15 protein-coding genes are annotated in these 20395 nt (G+C 71.4%); 9 read left to right on the top strand and 6 right to left on the bottom strand.

The features are described 5' to 3' along the window. Positions 1–2: 2 nt before the first annotated feature. Together ABGB14_RS07410 and murA are read right to left on the bottom strand one after the other, a co-directional pair. A complete protein-coding gene (locus ABGB14_RS07410; protein ID WP_347642778.1) occupies positions 3–2255 on the bottom strand; it encodes a transglycosylase domain-containing protein in 2253 nt (750 codons plus the stop codon). Between the two features lie 51 nt (positions 2256–2306). Next, positions 2307–3617: a UDP-N-acetylglucosamine 1-carboxyvinyltransferase gene (murA, locus tag ABGB14_RS07405; RefSeq protein ID WP_347642777.1), complete on the bottom strand. Its 1311-nt coding sequence runs from the start codon at positions 3615–3617 to the stop codon at positions 2307–2309. 192 nt (positions 3618–3809) lie between these two features. On the opposite strand from murA, the gene ABGB14_RS07400 reads away from it, so the two are divergent. Then, positions 3810–4196 (top strand): hypothetical protein, encoded by a 387-nt coding sequence (locus ABGB14_RS07400; protein WP_347642776.1) that lies wholly within the window; start codon positions 3810–3812, stop codon positions 4194–4196. A gap of 95 nt (positions 4197–4291) precedes the next feature. Here ABGB14_RS07400 and ABGB14_RS07395 read toward each other — a convergent pair whose 3' ends face one another. Further along, positions 4292–5662 carry an amidase gene (locus tag ABGB14_RS07395; protein ID WP_347642775.1) on the bottom strand — a complete coding sequence of 457 codons (1371 nt, stop codon included), beginning with the start codon at positions 5660–5662 and terminating at the stop codon, positions 4292–4294. Between the two features lie 14 nt (positions 5663–5676). Beyond that, on the bottom strand, positions 5677–6492 hold the full coding sequence (locus ABGB14_RS07390) for a type II CAAX endopeptidase family protein (RefSeq protein WP_347642774.1): 816 nt from the start codon (positions 6490–6492) through the stop codon (positions 5677–5679). A 123-nt stretch (positions 6493–6615) separates the two neighbouring features. Between ABGB14_RS07390 and ABGB14_RS07385 the strand changes: the two genes are divergently transcribed. Both ABGB14_RS07385 and ABGB14_RS07380 read left to right on the top strand, forming a co-directional pair. Beyond that, the gene (locus tag ABGB14_RS07385; RefSeq protein ID WP_347642773.1) at positions 6616–8016 is read left to right on the top strand and encodes a sensor histidine kinase; all 1401 of its coding nucleotides are present in this window, start codon (positions 6616–6618) and stop codon (positions 8014–8016) included. Then, a complete protein-coding gene (locus tag ABGB14_RS07380) occupies positions 8013–8666 on the top strand; it encodes a response regulator transcription factor (RefSeq protein ID WP_347642772.1) in 654 nt (217 codons plus the stop codon). Before ABGB14_RS07385 ends, ABGB14_RS07380 begins: the two co-directional genes overlap by 4 nt. Before the next feature lie 253 nt (positions 8667–8919). Here ABGB14_RS07380 and dnaE read toward each other — a convergent pair whose 3' ends face one another. Continuing rightward, positions 8920–12447 carry a DNA polymerase III subunit alpha gene (gene dnaE / locus ABGB14_RS07375; RefSeq protein WP_347642771.1) on the bottom strand — a complete coding sequence of 1176 codons (3528 nt, stop codon included), beginning with the start codon at positions 12445–12447 and terminating at the stop codon, positions 8920–8922. Between the two features lie 297 nt (positions 12448–12744). Here dnaE and ABGB14_RS07370 point away from each other — a divergent pair, with 297 nt between their 5' ends. Then, positions 12745–13674, top strand: a complete 930-nt coding sequence (locus ABGB14_RS07370; protein WP_347642770.1) for an SGNH/GDSL hydrolase family protein — start codon at positions 12745–12747, stop codon at positions 13672–13674. A gap of 25 nt (positions 13675–13699) precedes the next feature. Here the strand turns inward: ABGB14_RS07370 and ABGB14_RS07365 are convergent, their stop codons facing one another. Then, positions 13700–14761 (bottom strand): chorismate mutase, encoded by a 1062-nt coding sequence (locus tag ABGB14_RS07365; protein ID WP_347642769.1) that lies wholly within the window; start codon positions 14759–14761, stop codon positions 13700–13702. 287 nt (positions 14762–15048) lie between these two features. On the opposite strand from ABGB14_RS07365, the gene ABGB14_RS07360 reads away from it, so the two are divergent. Genes ABGB14_RS07360 through ABGB14_RS07340 form a run of 5 tightly spaced genes read left to right on the top strand, consistent with a single transcriptional unit; the run spans position 15049 to position 20392 of the window. Next, on the top strand, positions 15049–16872 hold the full coding sequence (locus ABGB14_RS07360) for a protein kinase (protein WP_347642768.1): 1824 nt from the start codon (positions 15049–15051) through the stop codon (positions 16870–16872). 10 nt (positions 16873–16882) lie between these two features. Continuing rightward, positions 16883–18538 (top strand): protein kinase, encoded by a 1656-nt coding sequence (locus tag ABGB14_RS07355; RefSeq protein ID WP_347642767.1) that lies wholly within the window; start codon positions 16883–16885, stop codon positions 18536–18538. Positions 18539–18562: 24 nt separating this feature from the next. After that, positions 18563–19399 (top strand): AraC family transcriptional regulator, encoded by an 837-nt coding sequence (locus tag ABGB14_RS07350; RefSeq protein ID WP_347642766.1) that lies wholly within the window; start codon positions 18563–18565, stop codon positions 19397–19399. A 22-nt stretch (positions 19400–19421) separates the two neighbouring features. Further along, positions 19422–20084 (top strand): AzlC family ABC transporter permease, encoded by a 663-nt coding sequence (locus ABGB14_RS07345; protein WP_347642765.1) that lies wholly within the window; start codon positions 19422–19424, stop codon positions 20082–20084. Beyond that, positions 20081–20392, top strand: coding sequence for an AzlD domain-containing protein (locus tag ABGB14_RS07340; RefSeq protein WP_347642764.1), 312 nt, complete (start codon positions 20081–20083; stop codon positions 20390–20392). Before ABGB14_RS07345 ends, ABGB14_RS07340 begins: the two co-directional genes overlap by 4 nt. The last annotated feature ends 3 nt before the right edge of the window (positions 20393–20395 follow it).

Below are 20395 nucleotides of genomic sequence, written 5' to 3'. Positions count from 1 at the left end.
GACTAGTTCCGGCGACGGGGCCGGTCCCGGTGGCGGCCGTCGTGCCGGTCCCGGCCCGGCAGCGTGATCTCCACCCGTCGCGGCCTGCGCCCGAGCAGCCACTCGAAGAGATGGCGGGGCCCGCGGGCGTGGCGGTCGCCGCGCCGGCCCTCACGACGCTCCTCCTCGGCCAGCGCCTCCTCCAGACCTGGCGTGTGGCCGCCGCCGAAGCGGGACATGTCCGGCCCCGGGAATCCGCGCGGCTCGACCTCGCGCAGCGCGGGCCGCATCGACTCCACCCAGATCGGCCCCGGCAGCGACGCCCCCTGCACCGAGCCGTAATAGCGGTCACCGATCTTCACCCCCGTCAGCGGGAACCGGTACGACCCCCGGATGTCCCCGACGCTGACCGCCGCGGCCAGCGCCGGCGTGTACCCGGCGAACCACGCCGAGGTGTATCCGTTGTTGGTGCCCGTCTTGCCCGCCGCCGGGCGGCCGATGCCCTGGCCCCTCATCGTGCCCTCGGTGAACACGCCCTCCAGCACGTAGTTGACGGCGTCGGCGACCGGCCGTTCGATGACCTGCTCGCACGAGGGCGGCACGTGGGTGCGCCGGCCGTCCCTGCCGACGATCTCCACGATCGCCAGCGGCCGGCAGTAGCGGCCCCTCGCGGCGAACGTCGCGAACGACGCCGCCACCGTCACCGGGTCCATCTCGTTCACGCCCAGGGTGAACGTCGGCACCTCCTTCAGCGGCTCCCCGTCGGCCCTGACGACGCCGAGCGACCTGGCCGTCTTCACCACGTTGCAGAGGCCGACCTTGCGCTCCAGCATCATGAAGAAGATGTTCACCGACTTCCAGGTGCCCGTCTCGATGCTGTGCGGGCCGCCCTCCCCCTCGCCGCTGGCGTTGAGGATGCGCGTGTTCGGGTCGTTCACGGGCCGGCCGGCGCAGTCGCGGTAACCCTGCCCGGGCACCAGGGCCCCCGGCGTCTTGAAGCCGTCGCCGAACCGCCACCCCTGCTTGAGCGCCGTGGCCAGCGTGTAGGCCTTGAACGTGGAACCGGCCTGGAACCCCTGGCCGCCGCCGTGCGCCGTGTCGGCGGGCAGGTTGAAGGTGGTCTTGGGGCCGTTCTTGCGGTTGCCGGGGTTGCGGCCGAACCCCTTGCTGGCGGCCATCGCCCTGATCCGCCCCGTACGCGGCTCCACCATCGCCTCGGCGGCAACCTCGGTGTCCTCCGGCGACACGTACCGGCGGATGGCCTGCTCGGCGGCGTGCTGCGCGATCGGGTCGAGACTCGTCCTGATCACCAGCCCTCCCCTGGCCATGCGCCTGCGCCGCTCGGTGGCGGTGTTGCCGAAGACGGGGTTCGACAGCAGCTCGCGCTGCACGTACAGGCAGAAGAACGGATACGCGCTCTGCGCGCAGCCGCCGGGCTCCGGGCGGAGCCGCAGACCCAGCGGCGCGTTCTTGGCGTCGGTCGCCTGCCGCTGCGTGATCAGCTTCAGCCCGGCCATCCGGTCGAGCACGAGGTCGCGCCGCGCCTTCAACCGCGCCCGGTGCTCCCCTCCGAGCGAAGGATCGGTCGAGTACGGCATCCGCACCGCGCCCGCCAGCGTGGCCGCCTCGGTCAGGGTCAGCCTGGATGCCGAGGTGGAGAAGAAGCGCCTGGCCGCCGCCTCCACGCCGTGCGCGCCGGCGCCGAAGTAGGCGATGTTCAGGTAGCGCTCGAGGATCTCGTCCTTGCGGTACTTCTCCTCCAGCGCCAGCGCCAGCCGCAGCTCGGTGATCTTGCGCGCCAGGTTGGGGGCGCGCGCCTTGTCGCGTTCGGCCTCCGTCCGCGCGCCCTCGACCAGGATGTTCTTGACCAGCTGCTGGGTCAGCGACGAGCCGCCCTGCCGGATGCCGCCGGCCTGCGTGTTGGTGAGCAGCGCCCGGAACGTGCCTCTGACGTCGAGCCCGCCGTGCTCGTAGAAGCGGGCGTCCTCGATGGCCACGATCGCCTGGCGCATCACCGGGGCGACCGCGCCGAGCCGGACGTTCGTCCTGTTGGCCTCGTAGAACTGGGCGAACTGGCGGCCGTCCTTGTCCAGCAGCCTGGTCACCTGCGCGAGCGGCTCCTCACGCGGAGCGGGCGGCAGGTCGAGGAACGTGTTCGCGACGTTCTTGGCGGCCATGCCACTCCCGCTGACGGCGGGCACGGCCAGTGCCGCCGTCAGCACTCCACCGAGCGCTCCCGCCAGTCCGAGCGCACCGACGGATCTGAGTACGGTCACTTAGACGATCTGCAACGCCCGGATCGACGGCAAACGCCTGCCCGTGATCCTTTACCCTTTCCTGCGGATGTCCAGACCCAGGGACGCGAACTGCTCGAACGGCCGGTGATAGCCCCGCTCGATGTGGTGCACGCCGCGCAGCGTGGAGGGACCGTCGGCCACCGCGGCCGCCAGCACCGCCGAGAAGCCCGCCCTGATGTCGGGCAGCGTCACATCCGCGCCCTTGAGCTGGGACACGCCGCGCACGACGGCCGAGTGGCGGGCGTTGGTGTCGTGGTAGCGGCAGGCGGGCCCGCCCAGGCACTGGTCGAACACCTCGATCTCGCAGCCCATCCGCTGCAGCGCGGGCACGTACACCAGGCGGTTCTCGAAGACCGTCTCGTGCAGCACCGACATGCCCTGGCTCTGCGTGAACAGCACCATCAGCGGCGTCTGCCAGTCGGTCATGAAGCCGGGATGGGTGTCGGTCTGCACGGCGGCCGCGCGCAGGCCCTCGGGCGGCGCGGTCGCGCACAGGTACTCGTCGTTGATGTCGAACTGCGCGCCCATCCTGGCCAGCGTGGTGATCGCGGTGACCAGGCGGTCCTGCGGGCAGCCGTGCACCCGCACCTCACCCTGCGTGATCAGGCCCGCCGCCAGGTACGAGAACGCCTCGATGCGGTCGCCGTTCAGCCACGTGGACGCGCCGCGCAGCCGTTCGACGCCCTCGATGACGATCCTGCGGTCGGGCGAGAGCTCGATCCTCGCCCCCATCCGCTGCAGGAACAGCGCCAGCTCCACCACCTCGGGCTCCATCGCGGCGTTCTTCAGCACCGTCTTGCCCTCGGCCAGCACCGCGGACATCAGCACCGTCTCCGTGGCGCCCACGCTCGGGTAGGGCAGCTCGATCCGGGTGCCGTTGAGCCGCTTGGCCTTGGCGAAGATGCCGGCGTCGCCCACCTCCACCTCGGCGCCCATCGCGCGCAGGGCCTCCACGTGGAAGTTCACCGGCCGCCGCCCGATCGGATCGCCGCCGACCAGCGGCACGAACGCCTCCCCCGCCAGGTGCAGCAGCGGGCCCAGCATGAGGATGGGGATGCGGTTCAGGCCGGTGAACGCGTCGGGCACCCGCGGCTCGATCTCCGGGCCCTGCGCGATCCTGATCTCCGTGCGAGAGATCTCCACGTTGATGCCGAGCGCCCGCAGCATGGCCGCCGTGATCTCGACCTCGCCCACGTCGGGCGCGTTGTGGATGCTGCTCTCGCCGCTGCCCAGCATGGCGGCGACCATGTGCTTGGACACGCCGTTCTTGGAACCGCGCACCTCGACGTCTCCCCGGAGCGGACCCGAGGGTTCTATCAGCCAGACCTCTTCTGCAATCACGAAGTGAGCCTAACCGGGGGATACCATCGAGCTGATTCGGACGCACATGTGAAGGGGAGTGGCGTGACGAGGGAAGTACGCGCTTTTGCGGTAACTGTCCTCACACTCGCTGCTCTCGGGGTGGCCGCAGGGCTGCTCTGGTCAGGCGTTTCCCCGCGGGCCCCGTACACCGTCACGGAGGGTGGCGAATCCGTGCTGGCCGATCCGTCCACGCAGGCCCTGATCGCGGCGGACGGCTGGTTCGCGGTCATCACGGGCGGGCTGGGGCTGCTCTGCGGCGGTGTGGCATGGTTCGCGGCCCGCAGATTCATGCTGCCGGTGCTGCTCGGGCTCGGCGCGGGTGGGGTGCTGGGAGCGCTGCTGACGTTGTGGGCAGGGTCGACGTTCACCATCGGAGCCGTCATGGTCGAGGCCGCCGTGCTGCCCGATGCCAAAGTCGTCCCTGGGGCGCTGGAGCTGACCGCCCCTGGAGTGCTCGTGTCCTGGCCGCTGCTCGCGGTGGGGCTGTTCGGGCTGCTGGAGGGCATGCACGGATACCAGGAGTCGCCGCTGCGGCACCCGTACGGCGACCTGCCCTGAGACCGGCGGGCACCGGTCACCCCCGCAACGGCGGCCAGGCCGTCGCGGGAACCCGTCACCACGGCGGACAGCACCGGCCGATGCCAAGCCCGCCCTCAGAGCGGGGGGCGGCGCCGGCCGTGGCCGGTGGCCCGCTCGAACGCGCGGGCGACGCGCAGGACCCGGGCGTCCTCGAACGGCCGTGCCACGATCTGCACCCCCACCGGCAGGCCGTCCGCCGTGAACCCGGCCGGCACGGACGCCGCCGGCGCATGAAGGACGCTGATCCAGTAGGCGGAGCGCATCCACGCGAGATAGTCGGGAAGCCGCTCGCCGTTGATCTCGCTGACATGGGGCTGCTCGACGGGGAACGGCGGCACCTGGCTGACCGGCGCGATCAGCACGTCGTAGGTGTCGAAGAAGGCGGCCATGCGCTGGTAGAGGCGGCTGCGGGCACGCTCGGCCGTCGCCAGGGCGGCCCCGGTGACCTCACGGCCCCGCTCGACGTTCCAGGCGGTGTTGGGCCCGAGGCCGCTGAGGTCGCCGAAGGACAGCGCGTAGTTCCACGCCCGGTAGGTTCTGAACGCCTCCTCCGCGCCGGAGAGGTCGAGCTCCACCTCCTCGACCCTGGCTCCCAGCCGCTCGAACACGGCCGGGGCCGTCGCGGTCACCGCCGCCGTGCGCGGGTCGACCGGCAATCCACCCAGGTCGGGGCTCCACGCCACCCGCAGGCCCGCCACGCCCTCCTCCGGCTCCGGAGCGAAGACCTCCCTGATCGAGTAGGGGGAACGGCGGTCGAACCCGGCGATGGCCGAGAACATCAGCGTGAGGTCGTCGACCGTCCTGGCCATGGGCCCCTGGACGGACAGCGTGTACCAGGCGGCGGTGTCGGACACGGCGGGCACCCGGCCGGGGGTGGGACGCAGGCCGACGACGTTGCAGAACGAGGCGGGGTTGCGCAGCGAGCCGCCCATGTCGGACCCGTCGGCCAGCGGAACCATGCCGGTGGCCAGGGCGGCGGCGGCCCCACCGCTGCTGCCTCCGGCGGACTTGGACAGGTCGTAGGGGTTCCTGGTGGCGCCGAACACCTCGTTGACGGTGTGAGAGCCGGTGCCGAACTCGGGGGTGTTGGTCTTGCCGACGGTGATGGCGCCGGCGGCGCGCAGCCGCTCGACGACCAGGTCGTCCGCGGCCGGCACGTGGTCGGCGAACAACGGCGAGCCGTAGGTGGTGCGGATGCCCGCGGTGTCGACGAGGTCCTTGTGCGCGACGGGCAACCCGTGCAGCGGGCCCTTCGGCTCGGCCGCGTCGGCCGCCTTGGCCGCCCCGATCGCCTGCTCCGCGACCAGGGTGACGATGGCGTTGACGTGCGGGTTGACCTGCTCGATGCGGTCGAGGCAGGCCTGGAGGACCTCCACGGCGCTCACCTGCCTGGTCCTGATCAGGTGTGCCAGCTCGGTCGCGGTCAGGTAGTGCAGTTCGCTCACCCTGCGATCCTGCCTCACCGGCCGTGCGAGGGCGACGGCAAGGTCTGCCCACTGCCCGCACCGGTGGTTGTCGGCCGCCGCCCAGCCATGATGAGCAGCGCGGTGACGGTGAGCGTGCAGGCCAGGATGACGACGTGCACACCGAAGTGCACGGGCAGGACGGGAACCAGGAGGTGGCCGACGTGAAGTCCGGTGTGCACGCCGACCGCCATCCACACCGCTCCGGTGCGCCACCGTGCCGCCGCGCAGGCGAAGCCGAGACCGACTGCCTGGAGCACGTAGAGCAGGCGCTCGGCGACCGTGTCGGCCGCGCTCTGCGAGACGATGTGCAGTAAACCGAAGCCCACCGACACCACGATCAGCACGGCTCTCGGGGACATCCGCGCGGACAACGTGTCGTAGAGGTGGCCGCGCCACAACAACTCCTCGGGAAACGCCTGGCTGAGCAGGGCGAAGGCGATGGAGAGCGGCAGGAGGGACAGGTCGGCACCGGCCCTTTCCGAGGAAACCCAGGTGGCCGCGCCGACCGTCACCGCCAGCACGCCGGCCGCGGCCACCGCGGCCCCGCCGGCGAGGACCCCCAGCAGCAGGTGCGGCACGGCCCTCCAGGATCTCGTGAGCCCCACGCCATGCCAGGTCTGGCGGCCGAGCCGGCGGATCACATGGACGAGCCCGAGCGAGGCCAGTGTGATGCCGATCATGCCGAGCGGGCGGTAGAGGGCATCGCCGGAGTCGAGCAGCAGCATGGCGGGCCCGGCGCCGAGGAGGATCTGCGTGAACATGGCGACACAGGTGATCAGCACGGCCCAGACGGGGTGGGTGACTTTCATAGGCCGCAACGTTAAGTAACCGGGCGGTGCCGGCACATCGGGCCGTGGGTTGATTCCACCATGACCATCGGCATGGCCCTCAGGGAGGATCACAGGGCCGCCGCGGAAAACTAGGGTGTCGGCATGCTGCGTCCCCTGGTCTGGCTGCGTGACCCCGACCGGCCGATCCTGTTCAACGTCGTGTTCTGGGTGGTGCTCGCGGCCACCGGGATCGCCCACGTGGTCTACAACGGGGAGTCCTGGTCCGTGGTGTTCGTGCTCAACCTGGCACTCGTCGCCGTGCTGTGGCCGCTCCTCCCCTGGCGACGCGACGGCGGGCCGAGCTGCAGCGCGGCATCCCGGCCCGGCGGCAGACCACGTTCCGGCACAACCTCGCCGCCCGGCAGCAGGCCACGTACCGACGCAACCTCGCCGCCCGGCGGCAGACCACGTTCTGGCACAACCTTCCGGCCAGGCAGCAGACCAAACCCTGACGCACCATCCCGGCCCGACATCACCCCGAACCCCGGCGCAACGATCCGGCGCGACGGGAGACGGCGGTTCGGCGGGCAGGCGTGGCGTACCGGCCGGTGGGGGCGGGTCGCGGCGGTGGTGTTCCTGCCGGCGACCTTCACGCTCGGCCCGGCAGGCTCGGCCGAAGTGCATCAGTTGCTGACGCTCATAGCCGTCGCCAACGTGGCGTTCGTCTTCGGCATGCGGACAGCGGCCGTCATCGTCGGCTGCCTCTGCTTGGCCCTGTTCGCCTCCGTCGTGACGGTGTTCGAGCGTGGCGTGTTCGACGCCGCCGTGCAGACCGTCACTATTGTCGTGTTCGCCTCCTTCGTTCTCGGCATGGCGTCGGCCGTGCTGGAGGCGCGGCGCAGGCGGACGGAAGCGCAGCGGCTGGCGGCCAGGGTCAGGGAGCTGACCGTGGCCCAGGAACGCGCGCGGATGGGCGCGGAGATGCACGACTCCATCGGCCACCATCTGACGGTGATCAAGATGGGTCTGGAGAACGCCGAGCGATTCCGCATCCACCGTCCCGAGGAGGCCTGGCACGAGGTGAGCCAGGCGAAGGCGCTGACCGTGACGGCGCTGGCCGACGCCCGCCGCTGGGTTCGCGCGCTGCGGCCACTGGCGCTCGACGGTCACGTCAGCAGCACGGCCCTCGAACGGCTGGCGGCCTCGTTCGACGGCACCGGCCTCGCAGTGTCCTTCGAGGTCGTCGGGGACGAGCCGGCCCTCGAACCCGACGTGGAGCTGGTGCTCTACCGCGTGCTGCAGGAAGGGCTGACCAACGCAGTCCGGCACGCGGGTGCCCGCCATGTGCGCGGCACTCTCGCCTGCGACGGCGACCGCGTCGTGCTGACGGTGGCCGACGACGGCGCAGGCCGCGGACGGGAGGCGCGCGACGCTTTCGGCCTGCTCTCCCTCACCGGACGTGCCCACGCCGTGGGCGGCACCCTGACCGCGGGCGACCGGCCGGGCGGGGGCTTCGAGGTGCGCGCGGAGCTGCCCGCCCGGGTCACGGCGGCCGTGCCATGAACGTGATCAGGGTGCTGCTGGCCGACGACCAGGAGCTGATCCGGCAGGGGCTGCGGAAGATGCTGGAGATCGAGAACGGCATCGAGGTCGTCGGGGAGGCCGCCGACGGAGAGGACGCCCTGCGGGTCGCCGGGACGTGCCGCCCTGACGTGGCCCTGGTCGACGCCAGGATGCCCAGGATGGACGGCGTCGAGCTCATCACCCGGCTGGCGACCCGGCACCCCCGTGTGGCCTCGATCGTGCTGAGCACGTTCGACGAGGACGACTACATCTTCGGCGCGCTGCGCGGCGGGGCCGTCGGCTACCTCCTGAAGGACTGCACGCCCGAGGACCTCGTCGACGCCATACGCCGGGCCGGCCGCGGCGAGACGGTGCTCGCGTCGACGGTGGCCGCGCGACTGGTGGCCGAGATCCGCCGCACGTCGGCGCCGCCGGCCGTGCTCCGCGGTGCGGAGCGCTTGTCGTCCAGAGAGGCGCAGGTGGCCAGGCTGCTCGCCGCGGGGGCCTCGAACCGGGAGATCGCGGCCTGCCTGCTGGTCGCGGAAGGCACGGTGAAGAATCATGTCTCGAGCCTGCTCCGGAAGTTCGGCCTTCCCGACCGGACCCGCCTCGCCCTCCACCTCAAGGACGCGGGCCCACCCCGCTGCTGACGTGCCGGTTCCGTCACCACCCCGTCCGGAGGCCGCCACCGTCCCGCCTGATCCCCGTAAGGACGCCCTGTGCGCCGCCCGACCGGCCATGCGGGCCGGGCCGACCCGTGGCGCACACGGACGGCCCGCGGGGCGCGCGTCACGGCGGCCCGCCACGCACACCCGGTGAGCGTCACCCTGGACGGGGCCCGGCCGCGTGCGCCGGGTGGGCCCTCCCGCGCGAAGCCGTAGAAGCCGTGAAGAGAAAGATCTGTCAGGCGCCCAGGCAGGCCGGGCCGAGCAGCTCCTTCAGGTCGCCCATCAGGGCGGGGGACGGCGTCACGCGGAGGCGGTCGTCGACGCGCATCACCGTCGTCCTGGGCCCGTTGTGCACCTGCAGGTGCACAACGGACGTGCCCGGATGCGTCGTCAGGATCTCCTTCAGCCTCCCCACCACCGGGGGTGTGCAGCGGGTCAGGGGCAGGCTCACCAGCAGCGGCCCGCCCGCCTCCTGGCTCAGGTCGGGGGCCGTCACCTCCATGGCGATGATCTTCGCGACGTCCTCGCGCTTGTCGATGCGCCCCTTGACGAACACGATGGCGTCCTCGGCCAGGATCGTCGAGCAGAGCTGGTAGGCCGACGGGAAGATCATCACCTCGATCGAGCCCGCGAGGTCCTCCAGCTGGGTCAGCACCCAGGTGTCGCCCTTCTTGGTGACCTTGCGCTGCACCCCGCTCAGGATGCCGCCCACGGTCACCACCTGCCCGTCGGAGCGGCTTTCGTCCTGGACGGCGGCGATCGAGCAGTCGGCTCCCGCCGCGAGGATGTGCTCGACGCCGAACAGCGGGTGGTCGGACACGTAGAGGCCGAGCATCTCGCGTTCGAACTGCAGGAGCGTGGTCTTGTCCCACTCCCCCAGCGGGATCTGCACGTCGAAGGTCTGGTCCTCGCCGCCCTCGATCGCCCCGAACAGGGAGTCCTGGCCGATGGCTTCGTTCTTCTTGATGTCGATGATCGCGTCGACGGATTGTTCGTGCACCATGACCAGGCCCTTGCGCACGTGGCCGAGCGAGTCGAACGCTCCCGCCTTGATCAGCGATTCGATGACCCGCTTGTTGCAGACGATGGCCGGCACCTTGCGCAGGAAGTCTTTGAAGTCCGCGAAGCGGCCCTTCTCCCTGCGGGCGATGATGATGCCGTCGACGACGTTGGCGCCGACGTTGCGGATGGCCGACAGACCGAAACGGATGTCGGTGCCGCGCGGGGTGAAGTCGAAGTCGGAGTCGTTGACGTCCGGCGGGAACACCTTGATGCCCATGCGACGGCACTCGTTGAGGTAGAGGGCCGACTTGTCCTTGTCGTCCTTCACCGAGGACAGCAGCGCGGCCATGTAGGCGGCGGGGTAGTTGGCCTTGAGGTAGGCGGTCCAGTAGGCGACGAGGCCGTAGCCGGCGGTGTGGGCCTTGTTGAAGGCGTAGTCGGAGAACGGCAGCAGGATGTCCCAGAGCGCCTTGATGGCCGCGGCGGAGAAACCGTTGTCCTGCATGCCCTTCTCGAAGGTCACGAACTGCTTGTCCAGCTCGGCCTTCTTCTTCTTGCCCATCGCCCGCCGCAGCAGGTCGGCGCCGCCCAGCGAGTAGTTGGCGACCTTCTGGGCGATGGCCATGACCTGCTCCTGATAGACGATCAGGCCGTAGGTCGTGTCGAGGATCTCCTTCAGCGGCTCTTCGAGCTCGGGATGGATCGGGGTGATCTCCTGCTGGCCGTTCTTGCGCAGCGCGTAGTTGGTGTGGGAGTTGGCGCCCATCGGGCCGGGCCGGTAGAGCGCGAGGGCGGCGGAGATGTCCTCGAAGTTGTCGGGGCGCATGAGCCGCATCAGCGAGCGCATGCCGCCGCCGTCGAGCTGGAAGATGCCCAGCGTGTCGCCCCGCGCAAGGAGTTCGTAGGCCTTGCGGTCGTCGAGGGGCAGCTCGAGCAGGTCGATCTTCTCGCCGCTGGTCGACTCGATCATCTTCAGGCAGTCGTCGATGATCGTCAGGTTGCGCAGGCCAAGGAAGTCCATCTTCAGCAGGCCGAGCGTCTCGCAGGTCGGATAGTCGAACTGCGTGATGATCGCGCCGTCGGAGTCACGGCGCATGATCGGGATGTAGTCGGTCAGCACCTCGGCCGACATGATCACGCCGGCGGCGTGCACGCCGGTCTGCCGGATCAGGCCCTCCAGGCCCTTGCCGAGGTCCATCGTCGCCTTGACGTCGACGTCTTCCTCGTAGAGCTTGCGCAACTCGCCGGCCTCGGCGTAGCGCGGGTGGTCCTTGTCGAAGATGCCCGACAGCGGGATGTCCTTGCCCATGACGGCCGGCGGGAACGCCTTGGAGACGCGGTCGCCGAGCGCGTAGGGGTAGCCCAGGACGCGGCCGGCGTCCTTGATGGCGGCCTTCGCCTTGATGGTGCCGAAAGTGGCGATCATGGCGACCTTGTCGGCGCCCCACTTCTCGGTCACGTAGCGGATCACGTCACCGCGTCTGCGCTCGTCGAAGTCGATGTCGACGTCGGGCATGGACACGCGCTCGGGGTTGAGGAACCGCTCGAAGATCAGGCCGTGCGGGATGGGGTCGAGGTCGGTGATGCCCAGCGCGTACGCCACCAGCGAGCCGGCCGCGGACCCACGGCCGGGACCGACGCGGATGCCGTTGTTCTTCGCCCACATGATGAAGTCGGCGACCACGAGGAAGTAGCTCGGGAACCCCATCTGGATGATGACGCCCAGCTCTTTCTCGGCCCAGGCGCGGTGCTCCTCGTCGACGCCCCCGGGGAAACGCCGCTCCAGGCCCTTCCACACCTCCTGGCGGAAGTACTGTTCCTCGGTCATCCCCTCAGGGACGGGGTAGGTCGGCATGAGGTTCTTGAACTCGAAGAACCCGGTCGGGTCGACCTTCTCGGCGACCAGCAGCGTGTTGCGGCAACCCTCGGCCCACAGATCGGAGGAGTCGACCGCGCGCATCTCGTCGGCGGTCTTGATGTAGTAGCCGCTGCCGTCGAAGCGGAACCGGTCGGGGTCGGACAGCTGCTTGCCGGTCTGGATGCACAGCAGGGCGTCGTGGGAGGCGGAGTCGGACTCGTAGGTGTAGTGGGAGTCGTTGGTGACCAGAGGCGGGATGCCGAGCTCTTTGCTGATCCGGGTCAGGCCGTCACGGACCCGGCGCTCGATGTCGAGGCCGTGGTCCATGATCTCCAGGTAGAAGTTGTCCTTGCCGAAGATCTCCTGGAACTTCGCGGCCGCCTTGAGCGCCTCGTCGTACTGGCCGAGCCGCAGCCGCGTCTGCACCTCGCCCGACGGGCAGCCCGTGGTGGCCATCAGGCCGTCGGCGTGCTCGGCGAGGATCTCGGCGTCCATCCGCGCCCACTTGCGGACGAACCCCTCGGTGTAGGCGCGCGACGACAACCGCATCAGGTTGTGCAGACCCGCCTTGTCGCGCGCCCAGATCGTCATGTGGGTGTAGTAGCCGCCCGCCGAGACGTCGTCCCTCTTCTGGTGCGGCTCGCCCCACAGCACGGGCTTCTTGTTGTGGCGCAGCTCGGGCGCGACGTAGGCCTCGATGCCGATGACCGGCTTGATGCCGGCGGCGGTGGCCTGCTTGTAGAAGTCGTAGGCGCCGTGCATGTTGCCGTGGTCGGTGATCGCGATCGCCGGCATGCCCAGCTCGCCGACCTGTTTGAACATCTGCTTGAGGCGGGCGGCCCCGTCCAGCATCGAATATTCGGTGTGTACGTGCAGATGGACGAACGAGTCGCTGGACGACATGGAGCGGCGCCTCCTGGCCTCGACGGGTTGTGCGATCCGACTTTAGTCGGCCCGGCCGACACTCCGGGGTCATCGCCCGCCACCGCGTCGCCCGGCCAGGATATCGGCCGCGCGGGCCGCCCGGATGGATCACCGGCTGGGTAGGCTCGATGGCGCATGCTGGAGTGATCGTTCGGGGAGGACACGCTGGACGAGGCGAAACGGAGGATCGCCCGGACCGTCGCCGCGGCCGCACTCGGCGTCGCGCTGGCCCTGGCCTGCCTGCCGCTGGGCGTCTTCGAGAAGCTGGCCTGCGCCATGCTGGACGCGGGTTGCCCCACCACCCAGGAGCCGACCGGCCGGCTGCCGCAGGTGACGCGGCTGACGCCCGTGGAGGTGGCGCAGAGCGGCGCGTACGTCGCGCTCGGCGACTCCTACTCCTCCGGAGAGGGCGTCTACGACCTGGACGAGCGGCCGGTCAACGACGGCGCCGACCGCTGCCACCGCGCGACGGGCTCGTACGTGCCGCTCGTGGCCAGGGCCTACCGGTTCGGCGGCGGCACCGCCTTCTTCGCCTGCAGCGGCGCCACCACGACCGACCTCTTGTCGGGCCAGCACGGCCGGCAACCCCAGGTCAGCCGGGTCAGCCCGGAGACCAGCCTGGTGACGCTCAGCATCGGCGGCAACGACGCCGGTTTCACCAAGGTGCTCACGGGCTGCATCGTCAAGCTGCCCGGCTCGTCGGCCTGCGTCGAGCAGGAGGCAGCCGTCGGACGCCGCATCGACGAACTGCGCTCCAGCGTCCTCACGGTCCTCAGGGAGCTGCGCGTACGCGCGCCGGGAGCCCGCGTCATCGTCCTCGGCTACCCGCGGCCGTTCCCGGCGAACCCGGTGCGCACCGTCGACAACCTCAGCCCGCAGGACCAGCGGTGGCTCAACAGCATGACGCGCCGCCTCAACGACACGGTGGGCACGGTGGCCGCCGGCTTCGACCGCATGCTCGCCGCTTTCGAGGCGCCGGGCAGCGTGGAGTACGTGGACGCCTACGACGCCTTCTCCGGACACGAGGTGGGGCGGCCCGAGCCGTATCTCAACGGGTTGCACGTGGACATGGGCGACCTCGCGGTCAACGCCCGCAGCTACCACCCGACGGGCGCCGGCTACCGCCGCTTCGCCGACCTCATCACCCGCCAGATCGCCAAGGGGCCCGGCCGGCCCATGCACAACGTCCGCGTCACGACCCCCTGACCCCGTCACTCCGGCGCCCGCGCGCTCAGCGGCGGGCGCGTTCCTCGGCCAGGTGGAGGCCCGCCTCGATGACGGCGTTCATGATGGGAGCGAGCCGCGGCTCCCCCAGCGACGGCGCGCGCGACGCCATTCGTCTCACGAGGGCGCGCTCCCGGTCGAGGTCGCGCCCGGCGAAGCCGCCGACGGGCTTGATCCGCTGGACGGTGCCCGCCAGCGCGGCTCTGCGCTCCAGCAGCGTCGCCAGCGCGGCGTCCACCCGGTCGATCGCGTCCCTGCACTCCGGCAGCGTGGCCGGCTCCTCAGGGCGGAGCAGGGCGCCCACGACGGTCACGGCCTCTTCGGCCACCCGCAGCGCCGCCTCCTCGGCTTCGGGGATCGCCCCGGGGTCCGTCATGACTTCCGGCAGCCCGTCTCCGCCCGCCGCCGCGAACTCGCGAGCCAGGACGCCCGCGGAGTCCGTCCCGCCGTTCCGGTAACCGGCGCTCCCTGCGCCGCCGGGCCGCGTGGAAGCGTCGGCGCGGTTGCCGGAGGAGGATGCCGGGTTGCCCGCGCGCTGAGAGGGCGCGGGGAGGAGGAGGCCGTCGGCGCCGGCGGCGACCGCTGCGGCAGATAGCCCGACATTTCGGGAAATGTCGGCGAGCACCGGCCTCCCGGACGCCACCCGCGCGGCCCGCATCAACCCCAGATCCAGCGAAGGCCCCTCGCAGAGGATCACCTGCCCGCCCCCCTCGGCCGCGCAGTAGTCGGCCAGCCCCAGCCACTCCTCCAGAGTTCCCGCGGCCCGTCGCTCCACCACGACCGGCAGGCCCAGCCCGGCCGCCGCCCGCACCAGCGGGATGTCGCGCGTCCACGACGATCCCACCACGACCGCGCCGGCGAGCGCGGCGATGGCCGGCAGGTCGGCCGCCGAGAGCGGCTCCACCAGCAGCGGGGCCGACCGCGCGGCCCTATCGCGCAGCATCTCGTACGCGTCCGCCCGCCCGTGGCGCTCCCGCAGGCTCACCCGGCCGTCGATCACCACGGCGGGCCCCTCGCCCACGAGCAGCTCGCCCACCGCCACCGCGTGCCGTTCCAAGGTCGATGACATCTCGATCCCTCGCTCGGGCCGGCTCTCCGGAACCGGCGTGGAAAACCAAAAAGGCAGAGACGGGGCGTCTCTGCCTCTGCCGACTCCAGGTGGTCGCTATCCGCCGACCGGCCCTCCTGGAGCCGGCTCGATAAACGCGTGGCGACAAGTCATGTCTGAAACCTTACACCCGTGTCTCCACCTGCTGGACAATGCTTCTCACATGGCGGACTGGCCCTCCGGCGAGTCGCCGTTGATCCCTGCCTATGGGAGTATTTCTTGGCCTAGAGGAGGGTTTGAGGCCGTTGATGTCGGATCGCAAGCAGGACGGACGCCGCATCGCCGGCCGCTACCAGCTGCAGGAACCCATCGGCAGGGGCGGAATGGGCATCGTCTGGCGTGCCTACGACGAGCTCCTCGACCGCACGGTCGCGGTCAAGGAGGTCAGGTACGCCGCCGCCCTGGGCGATGAGGTGCAGTTGCTGAACCGGCGCACCATGCGCGAGGCGAGAGCGGCCGCGAGATTCGAGCATCCCAACGTGATCGTCGTGCACGACGTGATCGAGGAGGATGACAGGCCCTGGATCGTCATGCAGCTCGTCCAGTCACGTTCGCTGGGCACGGTGATCAAGCAGGACGGGCCGCTGCCGCCCAAGCGGGTGGCCGAGATCGGCCTGGCCGTGCTCGACGCGCTGCACCGCGCCCACGAGGCGGGCGTGCTGCACCGCGACGTCAAGCCGGAGAACGTGCTGCTCGCCGACGACGGCAGGGTCGTGCTGACCGACTTCGGCATCGCCACGCTGGAGACGGAGACGCAGCTGACCGTGACGGGGCTGGCCGGCACCCCGGCGTTCATCGCGCCCGAGCGGCTCAAGGGGCTGCCCGCGCGGCGCGAGTCGGATCTGTGGTCCCTGGGCGCCACGCTGTACACGGCCGTGGAGGGCCGCTCCCCGCACGAGCGGGGGATGGCCCTGGCCACGATGCACGCCGTGCTCACCGACGAGCCCGATCCCATGCCGCACGCCGGCCCGCTCGCCGAAGTGATCAGCGGGCTGCTGGTGAAGGAGCCGGTGCAGCGGCTCACGTACGAGGAGACGCAGCGGCTGCTGCGCGCCGCCATCGCGCAGGCGAGTCCGCCGCCGACGGCGCAGTTCCCCGCCGCCCAGCCGCTCGAGGTGCCCCCTCCGGCCGGCACACCGGCCAAGGCGCGCAAGGTCCCGTTCCCGCCCGTGTCGGCGAGCAGGCCGCGGCGGGCGCCCGCTCCGGCCGTGGACGAAACCCCGACCGACCCGGCTCTGGCGGCCGCCGCGGCGGCCAAGGCCGTCCCTGAGACCGGCGCCCGGATCTCCCCGCTGACGGAGGAGCCCCGGCCGGCGTCGGAGCCGACGGTGGACGCGGCCAGGCCGGGCCAGGTGCGGGCCGGGATCGTCGTCGCGGCCGCCGCGGCGGTCGTTCTCGTCGCCGGCGTGGGCGGCTACCTCGGCCTGAACTCGGTCCCCGACGACCAGGCGGCGGGCGGGCCGGTCTCCTCCGCGCCGGCGACGCTCACGCAGGCGTCGCCGAGCGCCTCCCCGTCGGAGAGCGCGTCGGAGAGCCCGTCGGGTGATCCCTCGCCGAGTCCCAGCGACAGCCCGACCCCCGAGCCGGAGCCCACCGAGACGGCGAACGCGCTGCCGGACGGGTGGAAGATGTACAAGGACAAGAAACTGGGCTTCTCCATCGGGTTACCCAAGGGCTGGGACGTGTGGGACCGCGGCGGCAGGCAGGTCAAGTTCAAGGGGCCGGGCGCGGCGTCCAACGCCTACCTGATGATCGAAGAGGCGGCCGAGCCGGGGAGTGACCCGTACAAGGATTGGAAGAAGCAGGAGCCGCAGCTCAAGCACAACTTCGGTGGCTACAAGAAGCTCGACATCAAGAAGGTCGACGCCGCGAAGTTCGGCTACATGAAGGCCGCGGCCGACTGGGACTTCACCTGGAACACCAACACGGGCAAGACGCGTGTGCGCAACCGGGGCTTCGTCACCACCAACGGACGGGCGTACGCGATCTACTGGCACACCCTGAACAGCCACTGGAAGTCCGACTACGACTTCTTCGAAGGGTTCTGCGCGACGTTCAAACCGGCGAAGTAGGCTTCCCCGCGTGGAAAGGCGGGTCAGCAACCGGTACCACCTCCTCGCGCCTCTCGGCGAGGGCGGGATGGGCGTGGTCTGGCGGGCCTACGACCAGCTGCTCGACCGCACGGTCGCGATCAAGGAGGTCCGCTACTCCGGCGTCGGCGACGCCCGTCGGGCCGAGCTCACCCGCAGGACCATCAGGGAGGCCAGAGCGGCGGGCCGCCTCGACCACCCGTCGGTGATCGTCATCCACGACGTCGTCGAGGAGGACGGCCGCCCGTGGATCGTCATGCAGCTGGTCCCCTCCCGCTCGCTGGCCGAGGTGGTCCGCGAGAGCGGTCCGCTGCGCGTGGGGCAGGCCGCGGTGATCGGCGGCCGGGTGCTCGGCGCCCTGCGGGCCGCGCACGCGACGGGGGTCCTGCACCGCGACGTGAAGCCGGAGAACGTGCTGCTGGCCGACGACGGCAGGGTCGTGCTCACCGACTTCGGCATCGCCTCGATGGAGGCGGAGGCGGGGCTGACGGCGACCGGCAACGTGGTGGGCACGCCCGCCTACATGCCTCCCGAGCGGCTGAACGGCGATCCGGCCGGGCCCGAGTCCGACCTGTGGTCGCTGGGGGCGACACTCTACGCGGCCGTCGAGGGCGAGCCGCCGTTCAAGCGCGACTCGTGGGCCGCGACCGTGGCGGCGGTCCTGCGTGACGAGCCCGAGCCGCCGACGCGGGCCGGCGCGCTGGAGCCGGTCATCATGGGCCTGCTGCGCAGGAACCCTGCCGCCAGGATGCCCGCGGAAGAGGCCGCCAGGCTCCTGTACGACGCCGCCGGCGCACCCGGCCGGCCGGCGACGGCCACCGGCCCCGCGACGCCAGGCCTGGCGGGCGGCACCGCCGAAGCCCCCGGCCCGCCGGACGGCGTCCGCGCGGCGACCGGCGACAGGCGGTCCACGGAAACCGGCCGGCGTGAGCGTGCCAGGACCTGGTGGATCGCGGTGCCCGCGGCGGTGATCGGGGTGGCGGTGCTGGGCACGGCAGGCGTGCTGCTCTCCGACGGATGGACGGCGACCTCCACGACCGGCCCCCAGACCGACCCCACGACCGGCGGCGAGCCCACCGCGACGCCCACGCCCGCTGAACCCACCACTGCTCCCACCACTGGACCGACCGCTGGGCCGACCGCTGGGCCCACCGCTGGGCCCACCGCTGGGCCGGACCCCACGAATGCGCCGGTGCCCGAGGGCTGGCGGAGGTACACGAGCGCCGCGGGCCGCTTCTCGATCGCCCTGCCCCGGCAGTGGAGGGCGGAGAAGCACGCCACCAGGGACAGCGTCTCCTTCTCCCGCCCCGGCGCCCCCGGCACGATGATCGTCGAGTGGACCGTCCCCGACATTCCGTGGGACGACCCGCGCGGGCACTGGATCGGCCTGGAGAAGGAGATCCTGGCGAAGAAGCTGTTCAAGGGCTACGAGCGCATCCGCATCACGCCCACGAGGTTCCTCGGCCGCGAGGCCGCCGACTGGGAATTCACCCGGGAGCGCGACGGTTCCATCATTCACGTGCTCAACCGCGGTTTCCACACCGCGGACGGCCGCCCGTACGCTCTCTACTGGGAGACCACCCAGGCGCGCTGGCAGCGCGACCGGCACTACTTCGCGGCGTTCGCGAAGACGTTCAGACCCGGATGACCATGCCCTGATGACCATGCCCGTATGACCATGAAGGAACAGGCACACTTCTGGCGGCACCCGGCGGTGCCGGAGACCGACCTGCTCAAAGCCCGCTACGTCACCCACCGTTTCTCCCGCCACGTGCACGACGGCTACGCCATCGGGGTCATCGTGGGCGGCGTCGAGGAGTTCCACTACCGCGGCACCCTGCACCGGGCGGGCACGGGCGAGCTGGTGCTGGTCAACCCCGACTCGGTGCACACCGGTCAGGCCGGCGTGCCCGGCGGGTGGGCGTACCGCATGCTCTATCCGTCGTTGGACGCGCTGGCCGCGATCGCCGCCGAGCTGGGCACCCCCTACGCGACGCCGCACTTCCCCGAGCAGGTGGTGCGCGACGACGACGTGGCCGCCCTGCTCGGGCGGGCGCACCAGGCGGCCGAGCGCGGCGACGCGCTGGCCGCCTCGACGTTGAGCCGCACCCTGTTCGCCCGGCTGCTGACGCGCCACGCCACGCCCAGGCCGGCCGCGGCCCTGCCCGCCGAGGGCAGGCGGGCCGTGCGGGAGGCGCTCGACCTGCTCCACGGCAGCCTCGTCGACCCGCCGACGCTGGACGATCTCGCCGGCGCCGTGGGGGCGCGGCCGTTCGCGCTGCTGCGGGCGTTCAAGGCCGCGACGGGCATGCCGCCGCACGCCTACCTCACCTCGCTCCGGGTACGCCAGGCGCGCCGCCTGCTGCTGTCGGGGGTACGCCCCGCGCAGGTGGCGGTCGAGGTGGGCTTCACCGACCAGGCCCACCTCAACCGGCATTTCAAGCGTGTCGTGGGCGTTCCTCCCGCCGCCTACCAGCGCGCCGCAGGAACGTACAAGACCGGCGCTTGACCCCACGCCTAGCCTCGGCGGCATGGAACAGACAACACACCGTTCCGCCGCCGTGCGGGACGGCTTCGGCGTGGGCCTGGCCGTGGGGCTGTCCGGGCTCGCCTTCGGCGCCGCGGCGGTCACCGCGGGCCTGAGCGTGCCGCAGGCGTGCGTGCTGAGCCTGCTGACGTTCACCGGCGCCTCGCAGTTCGCGCTGACGGGCGCGGTGGGCGCGGGCGGCGACCTGGTGGCCGCCACCCTCGGCGCGCTGCTGCTCGGCGGCCGCAACACCCTGTACGGCCTGCGCCTGGCCGACCTGCTGCGGGTACGCGGGCCGCGCCGGCTGGTCGCCGCGCACGGCGTGATCGACGAGACCGCGGCCGTCTCCCTGGCCCAGCCGACCCCGGAGGCGGCGCGCACCGGCTTCGCGACCACGTTCGCCAGCCTCTACGTCACCTGGAACCTCACCACCCTGGCGGGCGCGTACGGCACGTCGTTCCTCGGCGACCCCGACGTGGTGGGCCTGGACGTGGTGGGCCCGGCCGCGTTCCTCGCCATCCTGTGGCCCCGTCTGGCGAAGAGCGCCGAGCTGCGGCTGCTGGCCGGGGCCGGCGCGGCGATCGCCCTGTGCGCGACCCCGTTCCTGCCGCCGGGCGTCCCCGTGCTGCTGTCGGCCGCGGCGGTTCTGGTGGTGATGGCCCGATGACGTTGTGGTGGGCCATCGCCGCGCTCTGCGCGGGCTGCTACGCGCTCAAGCTGGCCGGGCTGGCCGCGCCGCAGCGGGTGCTGGAGCATCCGGTGGTGAGCAGGTTCGCCGAGCTGGTGCCGGTGGCGCTGCTGGCGGCGCTGATCGCGGTGCAGATGTTCACCGAGGAGGGCGGGCTGCGGTTCGACCCGGCCCGTACGGCGGGTCTCGGCGCGGCGGTGATCGCCCTGCTGCTGCGTGCCCCGTTTCTGGTGGTTCTGGCATCCGCGGCGGCCATTACCGCGCTTGTCCGGATTTTTACTGGGTAGTCG

This window comes from Nonomuraea sp. B10E15 (genome assembly GCF_039871615.1).
GTDB lineage: Bacteria > Actinomycetota > Actinomycetes > Streptosporangiales > Streptosporangiaceae > Nonomuraea.
This window is presented reverse-complemented; position numbering and strand designations above follow the sequence as displayed.